Origin of the sequence: Psychrobacter sp. UBA2514 (assembly GCF_002341255.1) — a bacterium.
Taxonomy (GTDB): Bacteria; Pseudomonadota; Gammaproteobacteria; order Pseudomonadales; family Moraxellaceae; genus Psychrobacter; species Psychrobacter pacificensis.
Genome location: NZ_DDNS01000023.1, coordinates 21,780 through 40,191, shown reverse-complemented (window position 1 = coordinate 40,191; position 18,412 = coordinate 21,780). Strand labels below are relative to the sequence as shown.

16 protein-coding genes and 1 tRNA gene are annotated in these 18,412 nt (G+C 43.8%); 9 read left to right on the top strand and 8 right to left on the bottom strand.

Translation table 11 applies throughout. The annotated features are described in order from the left end of the window. Nucleotides 1-25: 25 nt before the first annotated feature. From B3V51_RS08065 to dinB, 5 genes are all read right to left on the bottom strand, one after another. Entirely contained in the window at nucleotides 26-1,111 is a 1,086-nt protein-coding gene (locus B3V51_RS08065; RefSeq protein WP_414706374.1) for an asparaginase, read from the bottom strand. 173 nt (nucleotides 1,112-1,284) lie between these two features. After that, a complete protein-coding gene (locus tag B3V51_RS08060; protein ID WP_286708215.1) occupies nucleotides 1,285-2,952 on the bottom strand; it encodes a FimV/HubP family polar landmark protein in 1,668 nt (555 codons plus the stop codon). 51 nt (nucleotides 2,953-3,003) lie between these two features. Next, entirely contained in the window at nucleotides 3,004-4,794 is a 1,791-nt protein-coding gene (locus B3V51_RS08055) for a type IV pilus assembly protein FimV (RefSeq protein ID WP_286708214.1), read from the bottom strand. 112 nt (nucleotides 4,795-4,906) lie between these two features. Then, nucleotides 4,907-6,109 carry a tRNA preQ1(34) S-adenosylmethionine ribosyltransferase-isomerase QueA gene (gene queA / locus B3V51_RS08050; protein WP_286708213.1) on the bottom strand — a complete coding sequence of 401 codons (1,203 nt, stop codon included), beginning with the start codon at nucleotides 6,107-6,109 and terminating at the stop codon, nucleotides 4,907-4,909. A 177-nt stretch (nucleotides 6,110-6,286) separates the two neighbouring features. After that, nucleotides 6,287-7,372 carry a DNA polymerase IV gene (gene dinB / locus B3V51_RS08045; protein ID WP_286708212.1) on the bottom strand — a complete coding sequence of 362 codons (1,086 nt, stop codon included), beginning with the start codon at nucleotides 7,370-7,372 and terminating at the stop codon, nucleotides 6,287-6,289. Nucleotides 7,373-7,880: 508 nt separating this feature from the next. On the opposite strand from dinB, the gene B3V51_RS08040 reads away from it, so the two are divergent. Continuing rightward, complete coding sequence (locus B3V51_RS08040) at nucleotides 7,881-8,126, top strand: hypothetical protein (protein WP_058023809.1); 246 nt, start codon at nucleotides 7,881-7,883, stop codon at nucleotides 8,124-8,126. 78 nt (nucleotides 8,127-8,204) lie between these two features. Here the strand turns inward: B3V51_RS08040 and B3V51_RS08035 are convergent. Beyond that, a tRNA-Leu gene (locus B3V51_RS08035) sits at nucleotides 8,205-8,291 on the bottom strand. 138 nt (nucleotides 8,292-8,429) lie between these two features. Continuing rightward, the gene (locus tag B3V51_RS08030; protein WP_286708211.1) at nucleotides 8,430-9,203 is read right to left on the bottom strand and encodes a ferredoxin--NADP reductase; all 774 of its coding nucleotides are present in this window, start codon (nucleotides 9,201-9,203) and stop codon (nucleotides 8,430-8,432) included. A gap of 427 nt (nucleotides 9,204-9,630) precedes the next feature. Between B3V51_RS08030 and tsaA the strand changes: the two genes are divergently transcribed. From tsaA to gspK, 8 genes are all read left to right on the top strand, one after another. After that, entirely contained in the window at nucleotides 9,631-10,488 is an 858-nt protein-coding gene (gene tsaA / locus B3V51_RS08025) for a tRNA (N6-threonylcarbamoyladenosine(37)-N6)-methyltransferase TrmO (RefSeq protein WP_286708210.1), read from the top strand. A 58-nt stretch (nucleotides 10,489-10,546) separates the two neighbouring features. After that, the gene (locus tag B3V51_RS08020; protein ID WP_286708209.1) at nucleotides 10,547-12,334 is read left to right on the top strand and encodes a GspE/PulE family protein; all 1,788 of its coding nucleotides are present in this window, start codon (nucleotides 10,547-10,549) and stop codon (nucleotides 12,332-12,334) included. 174 nt (nucleotides 12,335-12,508) lie between these two features. Continuing rightward, nucleotides 12,509-13,297, top strand: a complete 789-nt coding sequence (locus tag B3V51_RS08015) for a TatD family hydrolase (RefSeq protein ID WP_071001301.1) — start codon at nucleotides 12,509-12,511, stop codon at nucleotides 13,295-13,297. A 234-nt stretch (nucleotides 13,298-13,531) separates the two neighbouring features. Then, the gene (locus B3V51_RS08010) at nucleotides 13,532-14,215 is read left to right on the top strand and encodes a TetR/AcrR family transcriptional regulator (RefSeq protein ID WP_071001302.1); all 684 of its coding nucleotides are present in this window, start codon (nucleotides 13,532-13,534) and stop codon (nucleotides 14,213-14,215) included. A 166-nt stretch (nucleotides 14,216-14,381) separates the two neighbouring features. After that, nucleotides 14,382-15,206, top strand: a complete 825-nt coding sequence (locus B3V51_RS08005; protein ID WP_083328789.1) for a prepilin-type N-terminal cleavage/methylation domain-containing protein — start codon at nucleotides 14,382-14,384, stop codon at nucleotides 15,204-15,206. Further along, complete coding sequence (gene gspI, locus B3V51_RS08000; protein ID WP_227517161.1) at nucleotides 15,206-15,709, top strand: type II secretion system minor pseudopilin GspI; 504 nt, start codon at nucleotides 15,206-15,208, stop codon at nucleotides 15,707-15,709. Before B3V51_RS08005 ends, gspI begins: the two co-directional genes overlap by 1 nt. A 2-nt stretch (nucleotides 15,710-15,711) precedes the next feature. Beyond that, the gene (gene gspJ / locus B3V51_RS07995; protein ID WP_286708223.1) at nucleotides 15,712-16,518 is read left to right on the top strand and encodes a type II secretion system minor pseudopilin GspJ; all 807 of its coding nucleotides are present in this window, start codon (nucleotides 15,712-15,714) and stop codon (nucleotides 16,516-16,518) included. Nucleotides 16,519-16,566: 48 nt separating this feature from the next. Continuing rightward, nucleotides 16,567-17,613 carry a type II secretion system minor pseudopilin GspK gene (gene gspK, locus B3V51_RS07990; RefSeq protein WP_286708208.1) on the top strand — a complete coding sequence of 349 codons (1,047 nt, stop codon included), beginning with the start codon at nucleotides 16,567-16,569 and terminating at the stop codon, nucleotides 17,611-17,613. 21 nt (nucleotides 17,614-17,634) lie between these two features. On the opposite strand, the gene B3V51_RS07985 is transcribed toward gspK, so the two are convergent. Further along, nucleotides 17,635-18,315: a TetR family transcriptional regulator gene (locus B3V51_RS07985; RefSeq protein WP_058023818.1), complete on the bottom strand. Its 681-nt coding sequence runs from the start codon at nucleotides 18,313-18,315 to the stop codon at nucleotides 17,635-17,637. Between the last annotated feature and the right edge of the window lie 97 nt (nucleotides 18,316-18,412).

Genomic DNA, 18,412 nt, shown 5'->3' with positions numbered 1-18,412 from the left:
AAAGTTGGAATTAATTAAGGAGCATTTATCGCTTTTTGATGCTTGTGCCAGGCTGACTGACATTATTCAACCAGCGCTGTCGGCGCCTTGCTGGACTGTCATAGCGCAGTAGCAACCATAACAACCGTGCATAAATAGCAGGGATGGTTAAGCGTCCACCAGCAATAATGTGGTAGTCATATTGCCAACTGCCTGCCGCGTAGCTGTCGCTCACACCGCCAAACGGACATTGACTGGCAGATATCACCATGTGTCCATGCTCGTGAACCAAATCAAGCGTCTTTGCTAGTGCAGCCGAATAGGGAATATTCCCCGCGCCAAATCCTAATAGGATAATGCCACAAGGCGGCTGTGATAATAACGCTTGTAGTTGATCATTGAGCACCTGAACATCATTAGGTAAGCAGTATAAAGCATGGATTTTGGCCTGCTCAGCACTTGCTTTGATATTGGGTAGTAAGTCTTGCTGATCATCAAGCCAATGCTGCCTACGGGTATCTGAGAGATTTTTTATATAACTGTTGGCTGGATATGCTGCTCGAGAATGCCCAGTAAATGCCATAAGGTCATGACTATGAACTTTTTGCACCGTTTGTGCAGGCCACGATTCACCGCCAAAGCTAATCTTGACACCTGATTCACCAGCCGTAGCTAGTTTTAATGAGTCGTTAAGGTTGCCCCAAGCGTCGCTATGAGCATCGATATCGTAGGAGTGAATCACTTCACTATCTAATAACGGCCGCATACTTCCAGTGACCACAATACAAATATCGCTACCGGCAAACGCTTCTGCTAAAAATGCACCTAAATAACTTAACGTGTCAGTGCCACTAATCAGGACAAAGCGTTTATCACCTTGATTATAAGCATTCAGTAATAGCTGATAAAAATGTACAAAATCAACTGGCGTAAGCTGGCTGCTGTCTTTGATCAGCGTGTTGTCTAGCCATGAAATTTCTGGTGAACCAGTCGTATTGCCTTGCTCAGCCAATAGTTTTTGTAGCGTAGGTAAAAAGATATCTGCCGATAGCGGCGCTAGAGGTTTGCCATAGCTACCAAAGGTACCACCAGCATAGATTAATTGAATGGGGTCAGACATAGTTTTGGTCATAAAAGAAGATGGCATAGTATCAACACAGTAAACAATTATGAAAAAAGAAGCGCCAGAGCGTTTATTAGTGACAGGTTGAGAGGTCAGTAATAGATAGTATCAGAATTAAATGCAAAAAATCAGCAAGCCTCCGATAATAAGAGATACTTGCTGATAGGCATTTAAACGACTAATTATGCTGTGCGCTCAAGTAATAGTTGTGCTTGTTGTTTCTGCTCACTATTACCCTGAGCGATCACTTCATTAAGCAAACGTTTGGCACTGTCATATTCGCCTAATTGTAAATACTGATTGGCTAAATCTAGCGTCACTTGATTGCTATCTAATGATTTTACAAAGTCAAAATCTGCGGCAAAGCGCGATGAAAAATCTTCTGCTGATTCAACCGCTTCATGACTGATATCTGTTTCAAGTTCTGCTGGTGCAACGGTAGAGGCTGGGGGAGTCGCTACGGAAGAATCTAATAAAGAGTCAGTTTCTATGATATCGAAGTCATCAGCTATAGGCGTGTCATCATCAAATCTTAACGACGTAACTGGCGTAGTATCTGATGCTTCAAAAGCATCAATGTCGGTGTCATCGTTGATCAGTTGTTCTTCAAAACTTAAGTTTGCAACGCTATCATCTTCGAGAGTGCTACTGTCATTATCAGCGTTTTCAAAGTCAATATCTTCCAAAACAAAGCCATCAATATCGTTACTTACGTCAGTAGTAGATGGCTCATTAATCGCGAAAGTGTTAACGGTATCAATGTCGTCTGATTCATTCAGATCGTCTAAAGATAAAGTAAAGTCATCTTCAATGTTTTGGACAGCATTGCTAGAAGCTTCTTCTTCATTTTTATTAACAGAATCATCTTTATCTGCATCGGCTGCTAAATCATCAAAATCTAAGATGAAGTCGTCTTCTAACACTAATGCTTCGCTTTCACTGTCTTGAACATCTGATACGTCAGAATTTTTAATTAAAGTGTTTTCTGCAGGTGATTCAAAATCGAACTCAAAGTCACTAAGGTCGTTGTCTTCTATGACCTCATCATTCTTGGCCTCGTTATTTTCGATGGTATTAGTATGGTCGCTTGTAGAAATATAAAGGCTATCCTCATCCGTGGCCAATGATGTAACAGGAGTCTCATCAGTAGCATTTGACTCATTGAAATCATCTTCTAAGTCACTGAGCGTCAGATCAAAGCTATCGTCTACGTTTTCAGTAGACTCACTTGAAAACACTGAGCTATCGATAGGTTCATCTATTACAGCATCATTACTATCTTCAATAACAGGACGAGCAGATATGTTAGCGGTATCATCGGCTTGATTAGTAGTAGATAAATCGAAATCTAAACTATCAAAACGATCATTATTATCTTCTATTGCTACTTCTGGCGTGGCTACTGGACTTTGCTCTCCAATGTATAAATCTTTTAATTCATCAGCAAGCGTAATGGTTTTGGCATCGTTATGCATTTTAATGCGGTTATAGACATCATGAAAGTTTTCTGGCTGATCTAGCGTAGCGTATATGCTCAATAGCTTAATAGATAACTGACTGTCATTAGGCTTTTCGTTTAGTCCACGATTGATCGTTTCAATGGCTTTGTCGTAGCGCTGTTGATCCATGAAACGCTGGGCAATCGTAATATGATCGAACTTATTGCTATCATTTTGATTGGTTTGGGCAGCAGTGCCATAATCCGTTTTTGATGCTGGTGCAGCGGTATTTTTTACTGAGCTTGCAGGTGGTTGTACACTTTGGTTTTGTGCTTTATTTTTGCGCAATAAAAAAACAGCGACTAACAGGATAAGCACCAATCCGGCGATGATATATAGCATATTGTCCATAGTTATTCCTACTCCTAAGATCACAGCATCGTGCGTTGATCCGTTAGGCAATTATTGATTGCGTAGTTTTTTGAGACGAGCTTGTAGCTCAGCCAGTTTTTGATTTTGTAATTGAAGCTTTTTCGTATAGTTGTCCAGCGCGCTGCTGGTTTTTGACAAGCGCTGAGCTTGTGAGGCAGTCTCTTGTCTTGATGCTTTTAGCGCTGCTAATATATCGGTGCTTAGACCATTGCCTTTATCTGCCGCTGATTTCGCCTGAGTGCCATCTGCATTACCATCATGACCAGGGGCAAGTACAGAAAACTGTGCTTGTGGCAGTTTCTGTGTTTTAGTGGTAGTCGGTTTCTTAGGTACGCTGGCCGCCTTTACTGTCTCAGACGACTTTTTGGGTGCTGTTTGCGCTGATTTTTTTACCACAGGCGTATTTGCTCTACGACTGTATTGTCTTTGGGCACTAATGGCTGCTTCTAAGCTTTGCTGTGACGGTATAACATCGTAGCTAGGTAAACGAAGCTTAGCATCTGCTTTTAGTTGGTCAGCATCTTGATTGATAAAAGCATCAGGGTTCTGTGACTGAATTTGTTTCATTACTGTTGGCGTATCGAGATTATTCTCGCGCGCTATCTGCTCCGCGATCATCCACAAACTATCATTGCGTTGCACCTGATACTGAGTTGTTGCATGATTTGTTGTTTCATTGCCAGTGCTCATTGAGCGACTGGGCACTTTAGCTGGTGGAGGCAATGCTGTGTTATCAGGTATATTACTGCCTTGAGCTGCGGCGATAACACGATTGTCTGAGTCGATTGCACTTTTTGAGTCATCTCTCGCTTTAGTGGTTGTTGCTTTGACAGGTGAGCTTGCCATGAGGTCAGAGTCTGCCTTACTGCTTGGCTGTATTTGGCGCGTCACTTGTATGTTTAGGATATCAAGCTGCTTGTCAGTACTTGGCTTATCTGCCGCAACTACGTTGTTATGAGTGCGCGCCTCAGTACCGCCTTTATCATCAGGTGTCATGGTACCGCTACTACTACTTGCTACACTTAATCCACTGTTATCCGAAGTGTTCACCGAGCTTTGGCTGTTACCAATAGCAGTTGAATGACCGGTATTATTCTTTATGTCAGCATTGCTGTTTAAGCGACCATTATTGAGACGGCTAGGTGTATAGGTAAGACTGTTGACCTGTGAGATAGCCGTCACTGTTGGCGCCTTAATATTAGGTGCTGGTGATGTAGAAGCCAACAATTCAGTCGCTGGTTTGCTTGGTTTTGATAACTTGGGCGAGGATATAGCAGGGGCCGACATCAGTGGCGGCGGCGCGCCTTTTCTGACCGTCAAAGGCATGGCATTACTTACAGAAACGCTAGGCAAATTTGGCTTCTTGGCACCTGTGGCGATATTCTTACCAGTATTGATAGGTACACTATCTTTTAATGGCATCAGTAGCGTTTTTGGTACCATATTTTGCCGACCATTATCATTAATCGCTAAAACGACATCAGCAAAAGGCTTAGACACAGGCTGTGATGTGGTAATAAAAACTTGACCGCTGGTCGCCGAAGTAGGCTGAAAACGCACTGTCATAGAGTCAGTCGGGGTCAACCCCATTTGCTGGTAAATGGTCGAGTTTGCCAAACTGGCAGAAAAGTCAGCTGATTGAATGTTACTGACGACGATGCTCGCTACTAAAGGCTCATGCTGGGCCGAAGTGACCACCGTCTTACCAATGGTTGCTGCTTGTACGCTCGGCACTAACACGGCGGACCCTACAGAACAAAATAGTGCCATCGATACCGCGCGATGTACAGTAGTCAAGCGACGAGATAGATGACAAGACATGAGCAGCCCTTTAGTATAATAAGTTGTCTTTGCTGTTATAACAAAATACCGTTTAGTTTACCAGTTTATTTCACAACTGTTGTGTCCAATGCACAAAGTGTCTTTGTAGTGTTCACTGAGCTTTTTTATCTAGTAGCATGGCATCGCCATAACTAAAGAATCGATACTGTTTTTCGATAGCATGTTGATAGGCGTGTTCAATAGATGCCTTACCTGCGAATGCTGATACTAGCATTAGTAGTGTCGATTTAGGTAAGTGGAAATTGGTCAATAACCGATCGATAACGCCGAATTTGAACCCAGGGTAAATAAATATATCTGTATCGCCTGACCAACTAGAAAGTGCCTGACCTTCAATGGCAGTCTGTTGATATGCTGTCTCAAGAACCCGTGTCACTGTGGTACCAATCGCAATAACCTTTTTACCATTCGCGTGCGTTTGATTGATGAGGTCTGCCGTGGCCTGCGGCAAATGCGCGTATTCACTATGCATGGTGTGATTGAGCAGATTGTCTGTTTTGACGGGAGCAAAAGTACCCGCCCCAACGTGCAATGTGACAAAAGCGGTGTTGATACCTTTCTCGTCAAGCTTGCTCAGTACGGATTCATCGAAGTGTAAGCTTGCCGTTGGTGCAGCCACGCTGGCGAGCTTGGCAGGATCATGAAAAACGGTTTGATAACGAGTGTTGTCAGTGTCATCAGCATGGCGCTCAAAGTAGGGCGGGATAGGCAGTTCACCATAAAGCTCTAGATGCGGCAATATCGGCGCATCAAACGCCAAAATGAATAAGTTGTCTTGGCGACCAATCATCGTAGCGCTCATATGACCATCGGCAAGTTGTAAGCGTTGACCAAGCTTGAGCGCTTTGCTGGCTTTTACATGGCAAAGGGCAATATGCTCTTGATTAACTGCTTCATCATTGGTGTCTTTTAGATGCAGTGGCACTTCATCCAAGTCCGAGATACCAACTAGGCGTTCAATCAGTACTTCAAGTTTACCGCCAGTATCCTTTTGACCAAATAAGCGTGCTTTCATCACCTTGGTATCATTAAAGACAATCAGATCTCCAGCCTCTAATAAGTGAGGCAACTCAGAAAACAAACGATCTTCTACACGAGTGTCATTTATTTGAGTACGAGCTGGCAAGTATAGAAGTTTTGAAGCAGAGCGCTGCGCTAATGGGTAGCGTGCAATCAGACTGTCTGGCAGCTCATAGTCATAATCTTCAACGCTCAGATAATCTAAGACGTCGTTGTTTTTGTCGGTATCAGTTGGCGCGTCAGTATCAGCAGAGTCAATGTGAAAGTCGGTCATAATCAGTCTTTAAATGGATAGGGATTTCGGCATAATTGTAGCAGAAATACCTTTGTGAGAGGATACTTTGCTCAGCAGTAATCATGTATAAGATATGCTTCAAACCTGTAAATAGCCTAAGTAAATATTATAGGCTATGTCAACTTACAAAGAAGTTTTTATCAATTGTAGACTAATTTACTCGAATAGATTTAGTTGAGGCAGTAACTGAGCGGCAGGTACTAACGAAGAAAAAGTCACACCAACTAGCCGAATAGGCAGCTGGCGTGGAATATCCAAGAATAGCTTGTCTAGCCAATAATGTGCAGACTCAGCGCTATCAAACGTCGTAGAAAGCGTGTGTGAGCGAGTGATTTGAGTAAAGTCTGAATATTTGATTTTTAGAGTAATGGTATGAGCGACTAACTGCTTTTGGTGCATTTGATTAAAGGCATCGGCGTTTTGCTCATATATTTGGGTGAGTAGCGCGTCATCATCATTTAGATTATCTTTAAATGTGGTCTCTGAACCAACAGACTTGTGCGTGCGTTCAGACTTTACAGGGCGCGCATCGCGGCCATGAGCAATATCATGATAAAACTGACCACGTTTACCAAATTCTTGTACCAATACGGCAGCTGGTGTACGCCGAAGATCAGCGCCATTACTCACACCCATCGCATGTAAGCGCTTTGCCGTTGCTTTGCCTATGCCATGAAACCGCTCAATGGGTAGCGTGCTAATAAAGTGATCTGCCTCTTTTGGCGTGATGATGGCTGTACCGTTAGGCTTATTGATGTCAGAGGCAATCTTGGCGAGCATTTTATTAAATGACACGCCAGCAGAAGCAGTCAATCCTGTATATTCCAATATCTGCGCACGTAACCAATTGGCCATCAATGTCGCTGAGCCTTTGTGTACAGATAACCCTGTGACATCAAGATACGCTTCATCTAATGATAGCGGCTCCACATGGGGCGTTAAACTATGCATAATGCGGCGAATATCACTACTGACCGCTCGATAAACCTCGAAACGCGGTCTTACAAATATCACTTCTGGGCAACGTTTGCGAGCTTCATAGCATGACATTGCAGAGCGTACACCGAATTGACGCACCTCATAACTGGCAGCGGCAACCACACATCGACCATTAGGATCGCCACCAACCACCAATGGTTTACCACGTAGTTCAGGAAAGTCACGCTGCTCCACACTGGCATAAAAAGCATCCATATCGATATGAATGATTTTACGGGAGTTCAATTGAGTAGAGTCTGTCATATCCAATATTTTACCTAAATTAATGGCTTTTTCTATTATCAATTGTTAGAGACCAAAGTAGCTTTTCCGTAAATTTTTGACTAAACCGCAATAATATTTAACTATTGATATATATCGGTAATTAAATATATTGTAATATTATGTACAGTAAACAAGACAGCTTTATAAACCTTATGCTAATGTTAGCGAACAGTTGTTTTCTATCAGCATCTTTTATTAAGAGGTGTGTCAAGTTATCTTATTTTAATAAACCGTCTATCTTAATAGAGCTGCCATTCATCGTAAATTTGATGGACATCTATTATAGTTGGCAGATTAAAGTTTTAAACTATAAGTATTCACAGTAATAGGCACGGTAACAAGAATAGTTAACGCCTCATATATTTTTAGTACTGTAAAAAGACGTTGTTTGTAGCGCTCATACCAAACTTGTGCATTGAGTACTGGTAGATTAGCTCTTGAAAAAAATATCGTTACTAGAGAGTTCAGAACGACCAAGGAGCAGAAAATGAATAACGAATTGAAAGGGAGTGATTTAACACGGGCAATGCTAGCACGCGGCGAAAAACGAATATGGTGTGCAGTTTGCGATGACAGCGACGAGCAAGCTATGATGGATCATTGTGGTAATGACTTTACCGCGTATATTGTGTCGTTTCGTAATGGGTCTTTTTATTGCAGTGCTGGCATGCCATGGAGCTATGCCGTACCGATTAAGATAAGTGTTGTTAGAGAATCTGAAGTAGCGATGTAAACAAAGAATATCACAGATATATAAAAGTAACAGACACAAAAAAACCTCCGAAAAGGGAGGTTAGATCGTACTGCTATATGGTACCAGTGGTCGGACTCGAACCGACACGCTTTTAAAGGCAACGGATTTTGAATCCGTCATGTCTACCAATTCCATCACACTGGCATGTTAGAAGATAATGTCTATTAAATAAATATTATCGAATTGGGCTACAGGGTTAACTCTGTATAGGCTGCGTATTATAGCAGCCTATTTTTGATCGTCAAGACTTATTTAAAATAATTTTCGATCAACTCAACATTTTTATCCTACAAAAGCACGTTCAACTGCGTAATCTGCTTGCACACCCATGCGCGGTGAAACGGTTAGGCCAAAGTCATCCAAAATGGCTGACACTTCGGCGTTGAATGGCATGCTGCCACATAACATGGCGCGGTCGTCGTCTTTATTCATTGGTGGTAAACCGATGTCTTCGAATAATTTACCTGATTTCATCAAATCGGTGACTCGGCCTTGGTTTCTAAACTCTTCACGAGTGACAGTCGGGTAGTAGATGAACTTTTCGCGGAACCATTCACCAAAGATTTCATCATTAGGCAGCTCATTTTCGAACATATCGCGATAAGCCAAATCATCAACGTGGCGGACACCATGAACCAAAATAACTTTGTCAAAACGCTCATATACTTCAGGATCGCGAGCAAGTGCTAAGAATGGAGCAAGTCCGGTACCTGTTGAGAGCATATATAGATGCTTACCCGGTAGTAGATCGTCTAATACCAACGTACCTGTTGGTTTTTTGCTGACCAATAGCTCATCGCCGACTTTGATGTGCTGCAAACGTGAGGTTAAAGGGCCGTCTTGAACTTTGATGGAGAAAAACTCTAAATGCTCTTCGTAGTTAGGACTAGCAATCGAGTAAGCACGTAGCAGTGGCCTACCATCGACAACAAGACCAATCATCGCAAATTCGCCATTACGAAAGCGTAGGCCATCGTCACGAGTGGTTTTGATACTAAATAGAGAGTCATTCCAATGATGAACCTCTGTGACCGTTTCGGTGCGAAGTTTTGACATAAAGTCCTCGTTAATTAATAAGTGGTTATCGCTGTCGTTAGGCTTAAATACGTATTAAATCAAAATTTTCAATGATAGATTAAAAAATATAAAAACCTATCAGTATTTTAATAGTTATCGAAAAAGCTGAATGTTAAAACGTACCTACCGTAAAATTCAATAATCAGGTTTATCTATCAGCCGATAGGGCTGTAGACTATTTTTCTTGCATGTTAAATCATCAGTATTGATAAGAGGAGTTACAAACAAGCCAAATGTAAAAGACTCTCATCAAAAAATTTCTTGCACATGATATCAAACTTTAAAGTAAAAATCCGTCTAGCTGCTACCCACCAGCATGATAAAATGGAATATCGTTAGTGAGTAATTTTGTATCATTTGGCCAAATTGTCTAAAAAGAACCGTTTTTTATTACTGGAGCCGCGCTATGTCTGATGACAATATGTCTTTAGATAACTCTCACCACGCCCCAATCATTGGCTACCATCGTGCGCCGCTTTCACAAAAATTTGGGGCGCCGCGTCAGCCGAATTTGGTCGCGCTGATCAGTGCCATTGAAATGCTAGCGCCCTACGATACGCCAGCCGCGTTTGAGGGTTTAGAAGACTTTAGCCATATATGGATCAGTTGGCAGTTTCATCATAATTATCGAGATAAAGACAATCAACAAGCCAATAATGGCTTTCGAGCGCAAGTGCGGCCACCAAGATTGGGCGGTAATCAAAAGATAGGCGTATTTGCCAGTCGCAGTATGTATCGTCCATCAGAGCTGGGACTGTCCGTTGTTAAACTTGAGCGTATGGAGATAGTACAAGGCCGTGTGCTACTTATCATCAAGGGTGCTGATATGATAGATGGCACGCCAATTATCGATATAAAGCCGTACGTAGCTTATAGCGACGTGCTTCTAGATGCAAAAAGTGGATTTGCGCCAATTGCTCCAGTATTGTTAGATGTGGTGATGACAGAGGCGGCTTACGAACAATTTATGCTGCTAGCAAGCGTAGCAGAGCCTGCTGAAGTCAGTAATAATGATGCAAGCCATAGCTCTATAAAGAGTGTACCGAAAAGTGCTACAGTTGCTTCGATGGTCGAGCACATACAAAGTCAATTGCTAATCTCTGATATCGATGCTATCAAAGCGCTAATTGCGCAAGATCCAAGGCCTGCATACCGCCGCAGAGAGAAAGAAACCTCATTTATCATGCGCTATAAGTCTGTTGATGTGAGCTTTTGGCTGATAGACTCAGGACAGTTGCAAATAACAGCGGTAGTGGCAATATAAGTGATATGAATCGATAGCATGTTTGTCAACGTACCCCAAACAATAAAAGAAGAAAAATATGGCTGCTCAGAATTATTCGATAGTGATTGATTTACGCTGGTGCCTAGATGAATTATTGGCAGATAAAGTCATCGATCAACGTGGCTATAATTTGGTAATCACCAGCCGCCGAAACAAAGCGCAGCATCCATTGCTGACGATTAGTGAGTTTGGTTTGCCCAATGGCCATGCCCTAGATGGTAACTCTGATAATAAGTTGACGCTGGCATGGCTAAATCAGTGGCTAGCGGCCAAAGCAGACATGCCACTCGTTCGTATTGATCCATTAAAAGTTGACGTCCCGGCAGTGACGCAGCTGATGTCTTTTGAATATGCACGCTCACAGTATATTTTGCCCATTGATGTCACTTTAGATGAAGTGGTCATCGGGACAGATCAGCCTTTTTATACCGATTGGCACTCAAATATCGAAAAGCTAATCAAGTCAAAAAGCTATCGCACGGTCTATATCAATCCTGAGCAAATCAATCGCTACCGCCAAGAGTTCTATCAAGTCACGCAAGCAATAGCAGGGGCAAATAGTGTTCACAAACGTGCTGCGGCTGATGTTACTAATGTCGAAGCATTGCTGCAATTGGGTGACAACACCAACCCTGATGCCAATGACCAGCATATCGTCAGAGTCGTTGATTGGCTCTTACAATATGCTTTTGAGCAGCGTGCCAGTGATATCCATTTGGAGCCGCGCCGTGAGACAGGAAAAGTGCGTTTTCGTATTGATGGCGTGCTGCATACTGTGTACGAGATGCCACTCGCGATTATCGTGGCAGTGACGGCACGTATCAAAATCTTAGGGCGTCTGAACGTTGCAGAAAAACGTAAGCCGCAAGATGGTCGACTAAAAACGCGTACGCCGAAAGGGCTAGAGACTGAGCTACGTCTCTCTACCATGCCCACTGCCTTTGGTGAAAAGCTGGTCATGCGAGTCTTTGACCCTGAAGTGCTCGTACGCTCGTTCGCGCAGCTTGGTCTGTCGGGTAAGCAGCTTGAGACGTGGCATGAGCTGACCGCAAATCCCAACGGCATTATTTTGGTCACGGGCCCAACCGGATCAGGTAAAACCACCACCCTTTATAGCACGCTCAAGCAGCTAGCCACTGAGCAGGTGAATGTTTGTACGATTGAAGACCCCATTGAGATGATCGAGCCTGCCTTTAACCAAATGCAGGTCAATCCAGGTGTCGATTTGTACTTTGCGGATGGTATTCGCTCCCTGATGCGTCAGGATCCTGACATCATTATGGTTGGGGAGATACGGGATGCAGAAACAGCAAATATGGCAGTACAAGCCTCACTGACGGGGCATTTGGTGCTCTCGACCTTGCATACCAATGACGCACCAAGTTCTATTACGCGCTTGCACGATCTGGGTATTCAGCCTTTTTTGACCTCAGCGACTATATTAGGGGTCATGGCACAGCGCCTGTTACGGACGCTATGTCCGCACTGCAAAAAAGCAGTAGAGGTGACGCCGGACAGCGAAATAGCCATTCAGTGGCAAGAGCTTGTTCAGCCTTGGCGCGCGCCAGTACCCACACAGATTTATACCGCGCAAGGCTGCGAGCACTGTCGACATACTGGCTATCAAGGACGAGTCGGACTCTATGAGATTATGCCGCTCTCTAATGAGTTAAAAAAATTGGTCGCTGCCGATGCCAATTTAGACGTACTTAAGCAACAGGCATACCGCGAAGGGGTGCAACCCTTACGTGTCTCTGGTGCAAAACGCGTGAGTGAAGGGGTGACGACGATAGAAGAGGTGATGCGTGTGGTGCCGCTACATTAGTATGAGGTATTTACAAACCAGATTATCAACAATAGCCACACCTAAATATTGCTGTGTTTGACTATAGCGATATTTTCTCGACTTGAAAATATAAGTCTTTAGAGCAATCAACACACTAACGAATGTTAAATTCCAATAACTTTTACTGATATTGTTCCAATAACGAGATTATTTATGTTTACAGATACACATTGCCACCTTAACCGCTTAGATCTAACCAAATATGATGGCCAACTGGCTGGCGCGATTGACGCCATGAAAACGGCTAATGTCACTCGCGCGATGGCGATCATGTGTGATTTTGCTGAATATGATGAGATTGCTGATATTGTCAGCACTTATAATGATGAGACTTTAAACCTAGGGATGAGCGTCGGTATTCATCCTTGTGAAGACATTGGTATATTACAATCAGCGACAGTCGAGCGTCTGATAGAAACGGCCAAAGCGGATCATGTGTGGGCAATTGGAGAGACAGGACTCGATTATTACTGGTCAACAGAAAACAAAAAAGCGCAGCAAGCCAGCCTTGCGCGTCATATTCATGCCAGTCAGCAACTAAAAAAGCCACTCGTCATCCATATGCGTGATGCCAAAGAAGACACGATTGATATTCTAAAAAGTGAAGGTGCGGAGCATGGCATCATTCATTGTTTTACTGAAGATTGGGAGACGGCGAAGCGTGCGCTAGATCTAGGGTTTTATATCTCATTCTCAGGTATCGTGAGCTTTAAGAGCGCGCAAGACATCAAGGATGCAGCTCAAAAAATGCCGAGAGACAGAATACTTATTGAAACTGACAGTCCATACTTGGCGCCAGTCCCCAAACGCGGTAGACCAAACGAGCCTGCATATGTTCCCTACGTGGCAAACTGTATCGCAGACATGTATGGATGTAGTAGCGAGGAAGTCGGTGCACTGACGGCAAAAAACTTTGAAAATTTACTGGCACAGTATCATTAAAATGGTTATGCTATGACCACTCAGTCATTTATTTGATAGTCTTGTGGTTCAATCCCCTTAGGTATGTATCACACTAAATATAGCCACCTGATTATCAATGACTATTTAGCAAACATAAGCATATTCCCTTTTGTGGTCCTCGAGCAGTCTTGGTACAGTCTCATACTTTCATTGCCGATGTACTGCCGTAAATGATGGTTGTATGCTTAATCTTGTCATGTTTTAGGAGAGATTATGAGTCGTCAGCATCAGTTTAAGGCACGAGAAGAAAATATCTTAGCGATGGCAGAGCAATTGCTACTTGAGTCAGGCGATGGTGATATTACTTTGGACAGTTTGGCAGATCAGCTCGACTTGGCTAAAGGCACGCTATATAAGCATTTTTCTAGCAAAGATGAGCTTTATCTGCGTATTATTATCCGCTACGAAGAGCAGCTATTTGATATCAACCGTATTGATGACTGTCCCTCGGCAGGCGTTGCCCGCATGATTCTTCAGCAGCTATTTAATCCACAAAAAGCCATGCTATTGAATCAAATCGAAGAGCGTCTGGCAGCATCGGTCACTGGTCTGAATCGCTTATTTGGCGAGTTGTATGATATTCGTCGCCAGCGTATGAAGCGCTTGATTGATATTATCAGTGCTTATCTGAAAGACGAGCATAGTAGTCTGAGTACTCGCGATTATTTATCTTCTATTTGGGCGATGGGTCAAGGCGGTGCGGGTCTACTAAACTCAAGCTTTTATCAGCGTTATTTGGGTCGACGTGATACCTTGCGCTACGCCTTTGTTCAGCAAATGCTAGAATTGCCGAGTCATTATCCTGCCGAAGATGAAGAGGTGATGGATGAGGATATGCAAGAATTAGTAGAGCAGATCGATACTGAATCAGAAGAGCATCGCAATACCAATTATTAGAATGTCGACTGATTTTCGATGTCATTGATTATTTAGTGTTACGTGTTGTCATACCTGATATGGCAGCACGTCAAAATGTATCTTTCAATGTATCTTTCTTAGCGTTCATAAAAATGAACGTTATCACCCTATATACAAAACTGAATTACAGGCTTATAGGTGCAATATGCCGGTCACTGTCAAGACTCAGTCCAGCTCAGCAGCCAATTGCCCTTTAGCCATCGTCGGTCAATCGCCTTGTCCAAATCGCTTTGGTATTTTAGCTACATCGTCTGATTGTAGTTGTCTCTCTCTATCAAGTAATGCATGTCCCTCACAACATACCTCATCAATAAGCAGTCATAAGCAAAGTGGTTTTACGCTGGTTGAAATCGTGGTAGTGGTGGTGATTCTATCTATATTTGCCGGCATGATGAGTCTGTCTGTCGGCAGTAGTGACTCTCGCAAAAACCGCGCCTTTTATGAACACTTCACTGATTCGCTGAGCTACGTCCGTTTGCTATCAGTTGAGCGTATGCAGCCGATGGGCTTACGTTTGCAGGCAGATAAGCAGGGACAGGTAGCGCCTGTAATCGTTACCTTATCGAATCCTTATATTGCCTATCAAACGGCTGATATTTCAGTAGGTAACAGGGACAACCAGCCAAAGAACGCAATGGAGCTGTCTGCTGATTTGAGCAGTCTGTCAGACTCTACTGGAGAGACTCAGCCAACACCGAGCTGGGAGGTTGAATCAGAGGTTAGCTTGCCTGAGCTGCCCGCTGGCGTGAGTATCAGAGTGCAGAGCTTGGATGCTAGTAATTCAACGAGTACAGGACAGACGCAAACGCTACAGCCTTGGTTTAGTGATCAAAGCGTGCCGCAGGTACTATGGTTTGGTACGGGCCAAGCGACGCCTGTCAACATCGAAGTAATTCACGATTCGCGTCTGGTGGGTGAGGTGATTACGATAATGCCCGATGGTAGTATGATGATAGGGCAGGGATTATAGTGAATAAGTTGTCCAAATATTCGGCGACGAAGGCTCAGCCTACGTCTCTCAAATCTATATCACTTAAGTCTGGGCGCGAGAGTGGTTTTACCTTGATTGAGGTAATGGTTGCCTTAGCCATTCTGGCAGTAGTGGCCGTCGCGGCGAGCCGTGCTAGCAGTGCGTATTTGAAATCGGTTGATATATTGCGCACCCGCACGCTTGCTCATTTTGTCGCACAAAATGCCGCTGCTGATTTGCGTATTCAAGACACATGGTTGACCGCCAACCGTACCCAAACGATTAATGCTCAAGGGCGTGACTGGCAAATAGTCATGACTGTCGGTGATGCCATCACACCTGCACTAAAACAAGTAAATATCGCAGTGGCGCCTATCATAGACGGACAGGCAGGCACGTCGGTCACTGATATTAGTGTCATGCTAAGCAATGCCGACCAAGATACAGGCAGTTTAGATTTAAGTAGTGAAAGTAGTATCGGACAAGCAGGGGGCGGCTTGTGAGTATGAAACTACAGCGCGGATTCACGCTCCTTGAGCTAATGGTTGCCATGGCGATATTTGCCATGCTGGCAGTGGCAGGCTGGCAAGTATTTGATGGTGTCAACCGCGCCCGCGAGCGCGTACAACGTCATGCGGATAATTTAGCCGTACTACAGTATGCCTATCTACAATTACAGCAAGACATGGCACAAATAATCCCGTATCAAGCGCCTAATACTCAAAATACTGGGACGGCGAGTAGCGATATAAATGGCAATACGAATAATAATGCTCAAGACAATACGCCTGAGCCATTTATGAGCTTGGACGGTGAACATATCAGCTTTGTACGCTTTGCTGATCCTGATCCACGTTATCAAAGCAGCACTAGTCTCCAGCATATTGAATATATTTTTGCAGATGAGCGCCTGATACGTCGTCAATATACCAGTCTTGAAGATGGGCGCGATAGCGTCAGTTTAGACAGTGTGCTATTAGAAGGTGTTACTGCTGGGCGTTGGCAAGCCTATTTGCCAGAGCTTAGCACCAAATTTCCAAGCGATGACGTCAATAATAGTAGCAATACAAATATAGCATTGGGGCAAGCAGCGGGTGCTAATCCCGATGTTGTTTTGCTACCGAAAGGAATTGCCGTCAACTTTACTTATCAAGACATGCCTATTACTTGGCAGTGGGCCCTAGCGCCACAACCAATACCCCGTAGTAGCGCAAAGGCTGCTAATAGCAGCGACAATAATAATGGTAGTGATAGTAACAACAGTAATAGCAGTAGTAATACAGATAATAGCAGTGTGGGAAACAGTAATTGAGAAGGTAGTATTTAACATGCATCACTTGCTCAGCAACATAAGCTCTCTATGACAATGAAAGCAAACTCTCAGCGCGGTGTGGCGCTGCTTACTATCTTACTATTGGTGGTGAGTATCACGGTGGTGGCAGGCGCGATGCTTGCTAGCCAAAAAGTTGCGATTAGGCGCAGCGGATTATTGTTTGATCAAAATCAGCTATTGCAAGACATCGATGCCGGTCAGCAGCTGGCAGTGACGATGATTCGTGCTGATAGCAAGCTTAACGACACCGATAGTGAGCAAGATATCTGGGCACAGCCAATACCGCCGTACACATTAGCAAACCATAGTGTCAGCATCGAGCTGCGTGATGAGGCGGGTCGTTTTAATATCAATAACTTGTACCAAGGTGGTACGGTTGATACTGCTGCGCTAGAAGTGTTCCAACGTCTCTTAACACAGTTGAATTTAGAACCAGATATTGCTATTGCCGTCCTCGATTGGCAAGATACGGACAGTGAAGTCTATCTAGATGGCGGTGATGAAAGTGCGGTATATTCTCAGCAACTAAACCGTTCAGTAGATGGCGCACTACCAAACCAGCCTTTTGTTAGCATTGATCAGTTACAAGAGGTTCGAGGGGTGAGTGCAGAGGTGTTAGCGACACTACGACCTTATCTGACGGCGGTTCCTTATTATTTACCTATCAATATTAATACTGCGAGCCCCGCATTGCTTGCCGCACTGATCGATGGTGCCACCAGTCAGCAGATGCAAGGGATAGTCGACACGCGCAGTAAGCAAGTGCTCACGTCTATCGATGAGCTATGGCAACTGCCAATTTTGAGTGGCTTAGATGAAAAGCAGCGGGCAGCATTGACGCCTTTGTTGGCAGTTGATAGCCAAGCATTTATGGCGCTTATTACCGCGAGTGATAATGCAACTGTTGGTCAGGCAAGACAGCGCTTTGCTACCGTATTAATTGGCAAAAACGCAGCGAACGACAGTCAAGCCACAAATGACACTAGTGGTAGCAGTAGCGATGTCATTAGCGGAAAGCCCAAGGAAGTCAAAGTAGTCACGCAGCGACTATGGGCGTTTCGTCCTAGCTTTTGATGAATGGTAGTGCGCTTTTTATTAATCTCTCAAGCGGGTCTCTTCACTAGATTTCCAGTTATAAGCCCCATAAAACAACATCTGCGCTTGGCGAGTGCAGTTATGTAGCATCAACTGTTTATTTTCTTCGATGACGTTTAGATCGATTTCGTCATCGTGATCTTCAGTGTAGGTCAATTCTAACCAGTCGATAATCCAAGAAAAGAACATATTTACGCCAGCCTCAGCCAATAGACGACGGTCATAATCATTGATATGGGTAAATGCTGGCTGTAATGCCAGATCATCTGCCAAACTTTGGGCATGTTTTTTAACCAGTTCATTGATGGCTTTTCGCACAGATTCTGAGCCACCGTAGCGCTCACTGACCAAAAACTGCCAGTAGTAAGGCTGATCGCTGACCATATATAAGAACAACTGAATGCTTTTGGCTATCTGACGATCAAAGCTACGCTTGCGCCCAATTTGTAGGCTATCGCTGAGTGTGGCGAGCGTACCACCCAACTCTTCGATGACCAAGGCGCGACCGAGCGACTCCATATCATCAAAATGGCGATAAAACGCAGTCGGCACAACGCCAACCTCACGCGTGACTTGTCTGAGACTGATAGAGCTAAAAGACTGCCCTGTCATACATAGATCGAGTACGGCATTAAAAAAAGCGTGCCGAGTTTGAAGTTTTTTTTGTTCGCGACTGCTCATAATATTTCAAAATTATCCGATAGAGGTTTATCATACTCATTTCAGCGCACAAATACGACCAAAATGCACAATTCGTGCTAATTTACTAAACCTGCAT

Excerpts from the sequence above, each read along its gene's own strand:
- gspJ (WP_286708223.1), top strand. The coding sequence starts at position 15,712 with ATGAAACTACAGCGCGGATTCACGCTCCTTGAGCTAATGGTTGCCATG.
- gspK (WP_286708208.1), top strand. The coding sequence starts at position 16,567 with ATGACAATGAAAGCAAACTCTCAGCGCGGTGTGGCGCTGCTTACTATC.
- B3V51_RS08065 (WP_414706374.1), bottom strand. The coding sequence starts at position 1,111 with ATGACCAAAACTATGTCTGACCCCATTCAATTAATCTATGCTGGTGGT.
- B3V51_RS08010 (WP_071001302.1), top strand. The coding sequence starts at position 13,532 with ATGAGTCGTCAGCATCAGTTTAAGGCACGAGAAGAAAATATCTTAGCG.
- B3V51_RS07985 (WP_058023818.1), bottom strand. The coding sequence starts at position 18,315 with ATGAGCAGTCGCGAACAAAAAAAACTTCAAACTCGGCACGCTTTTTTT.
- tsaA (WP_286708210.1), top strand. The coding sequence starts at position 9,631 with ATGTCTGATGACAATATGTCTTTAGATAACTCTCACCACGCCCCAATC.
- queA (WP_286708213.1), bottom strand. The coding sequence starts at position 6,109 with ATGACCGACTTTCACATTGACTCTGCTGATACTGACGCGCCAACTGAT.
- dinB (WP_286708212.1), bottom strand. The coding sequence starts at position 7,372 with ATGACAGACTCTACTCAATTGAACTCCCGTAAAATCATTCATATCGAT.
- B3V51_RS08055 (WP_286708214.1), bottom strand. The coding sequence starts at position 4,794 with ATGTCTTGTCATCTATCTCGTCGCTTGACTACTGTACATCGCGCGGTA.
- B3V51_RS08020 (WP_286708209.1), top strand. The coding sequence starts at position 10,547 with ATGGCTGCTCAGAATTATTCGATAGTGATTGATTTACGCTGGTGCCTA.
- B3V51_RS08005 (WP_083328789.1), top strand. The coding sequence starts at position 14,382 with ATGCCGGTCACTGTCAAGACTCAGTCCAGCTCAGCAGCCAATTGCCCT.
- B3V51_RS08060 (WP_286708215.1), bottom strand. The coding sequence starts at position 2,952 with ATGGACAATATGCTATATATCATCGCCGGATTGGTGCTTATCCTGTTA.
- B3V51_RS08040 (WP_058023809.1), top strand. The coding sequence starts at position 7,881 with ATGAATAACGAATTGAAAGGGAGTGATTTAACACGGGCAATGCTAGCA.
- B3V51_RS08015 (WP_071001301.1), top strand. The coding sequence starts at position 12,509 with ATGTTTACAGATACACATTGCCACCTTAACCGCTTAGATCTAACCAAA.
- B3V51_RS08030 (WP_286708211.1), bottom strand. The coding sequence starts at position 9,203 with ATGTCAAAACTTCGCACCGAAACGGTCACAGAGGTTCATCATTGGAAT.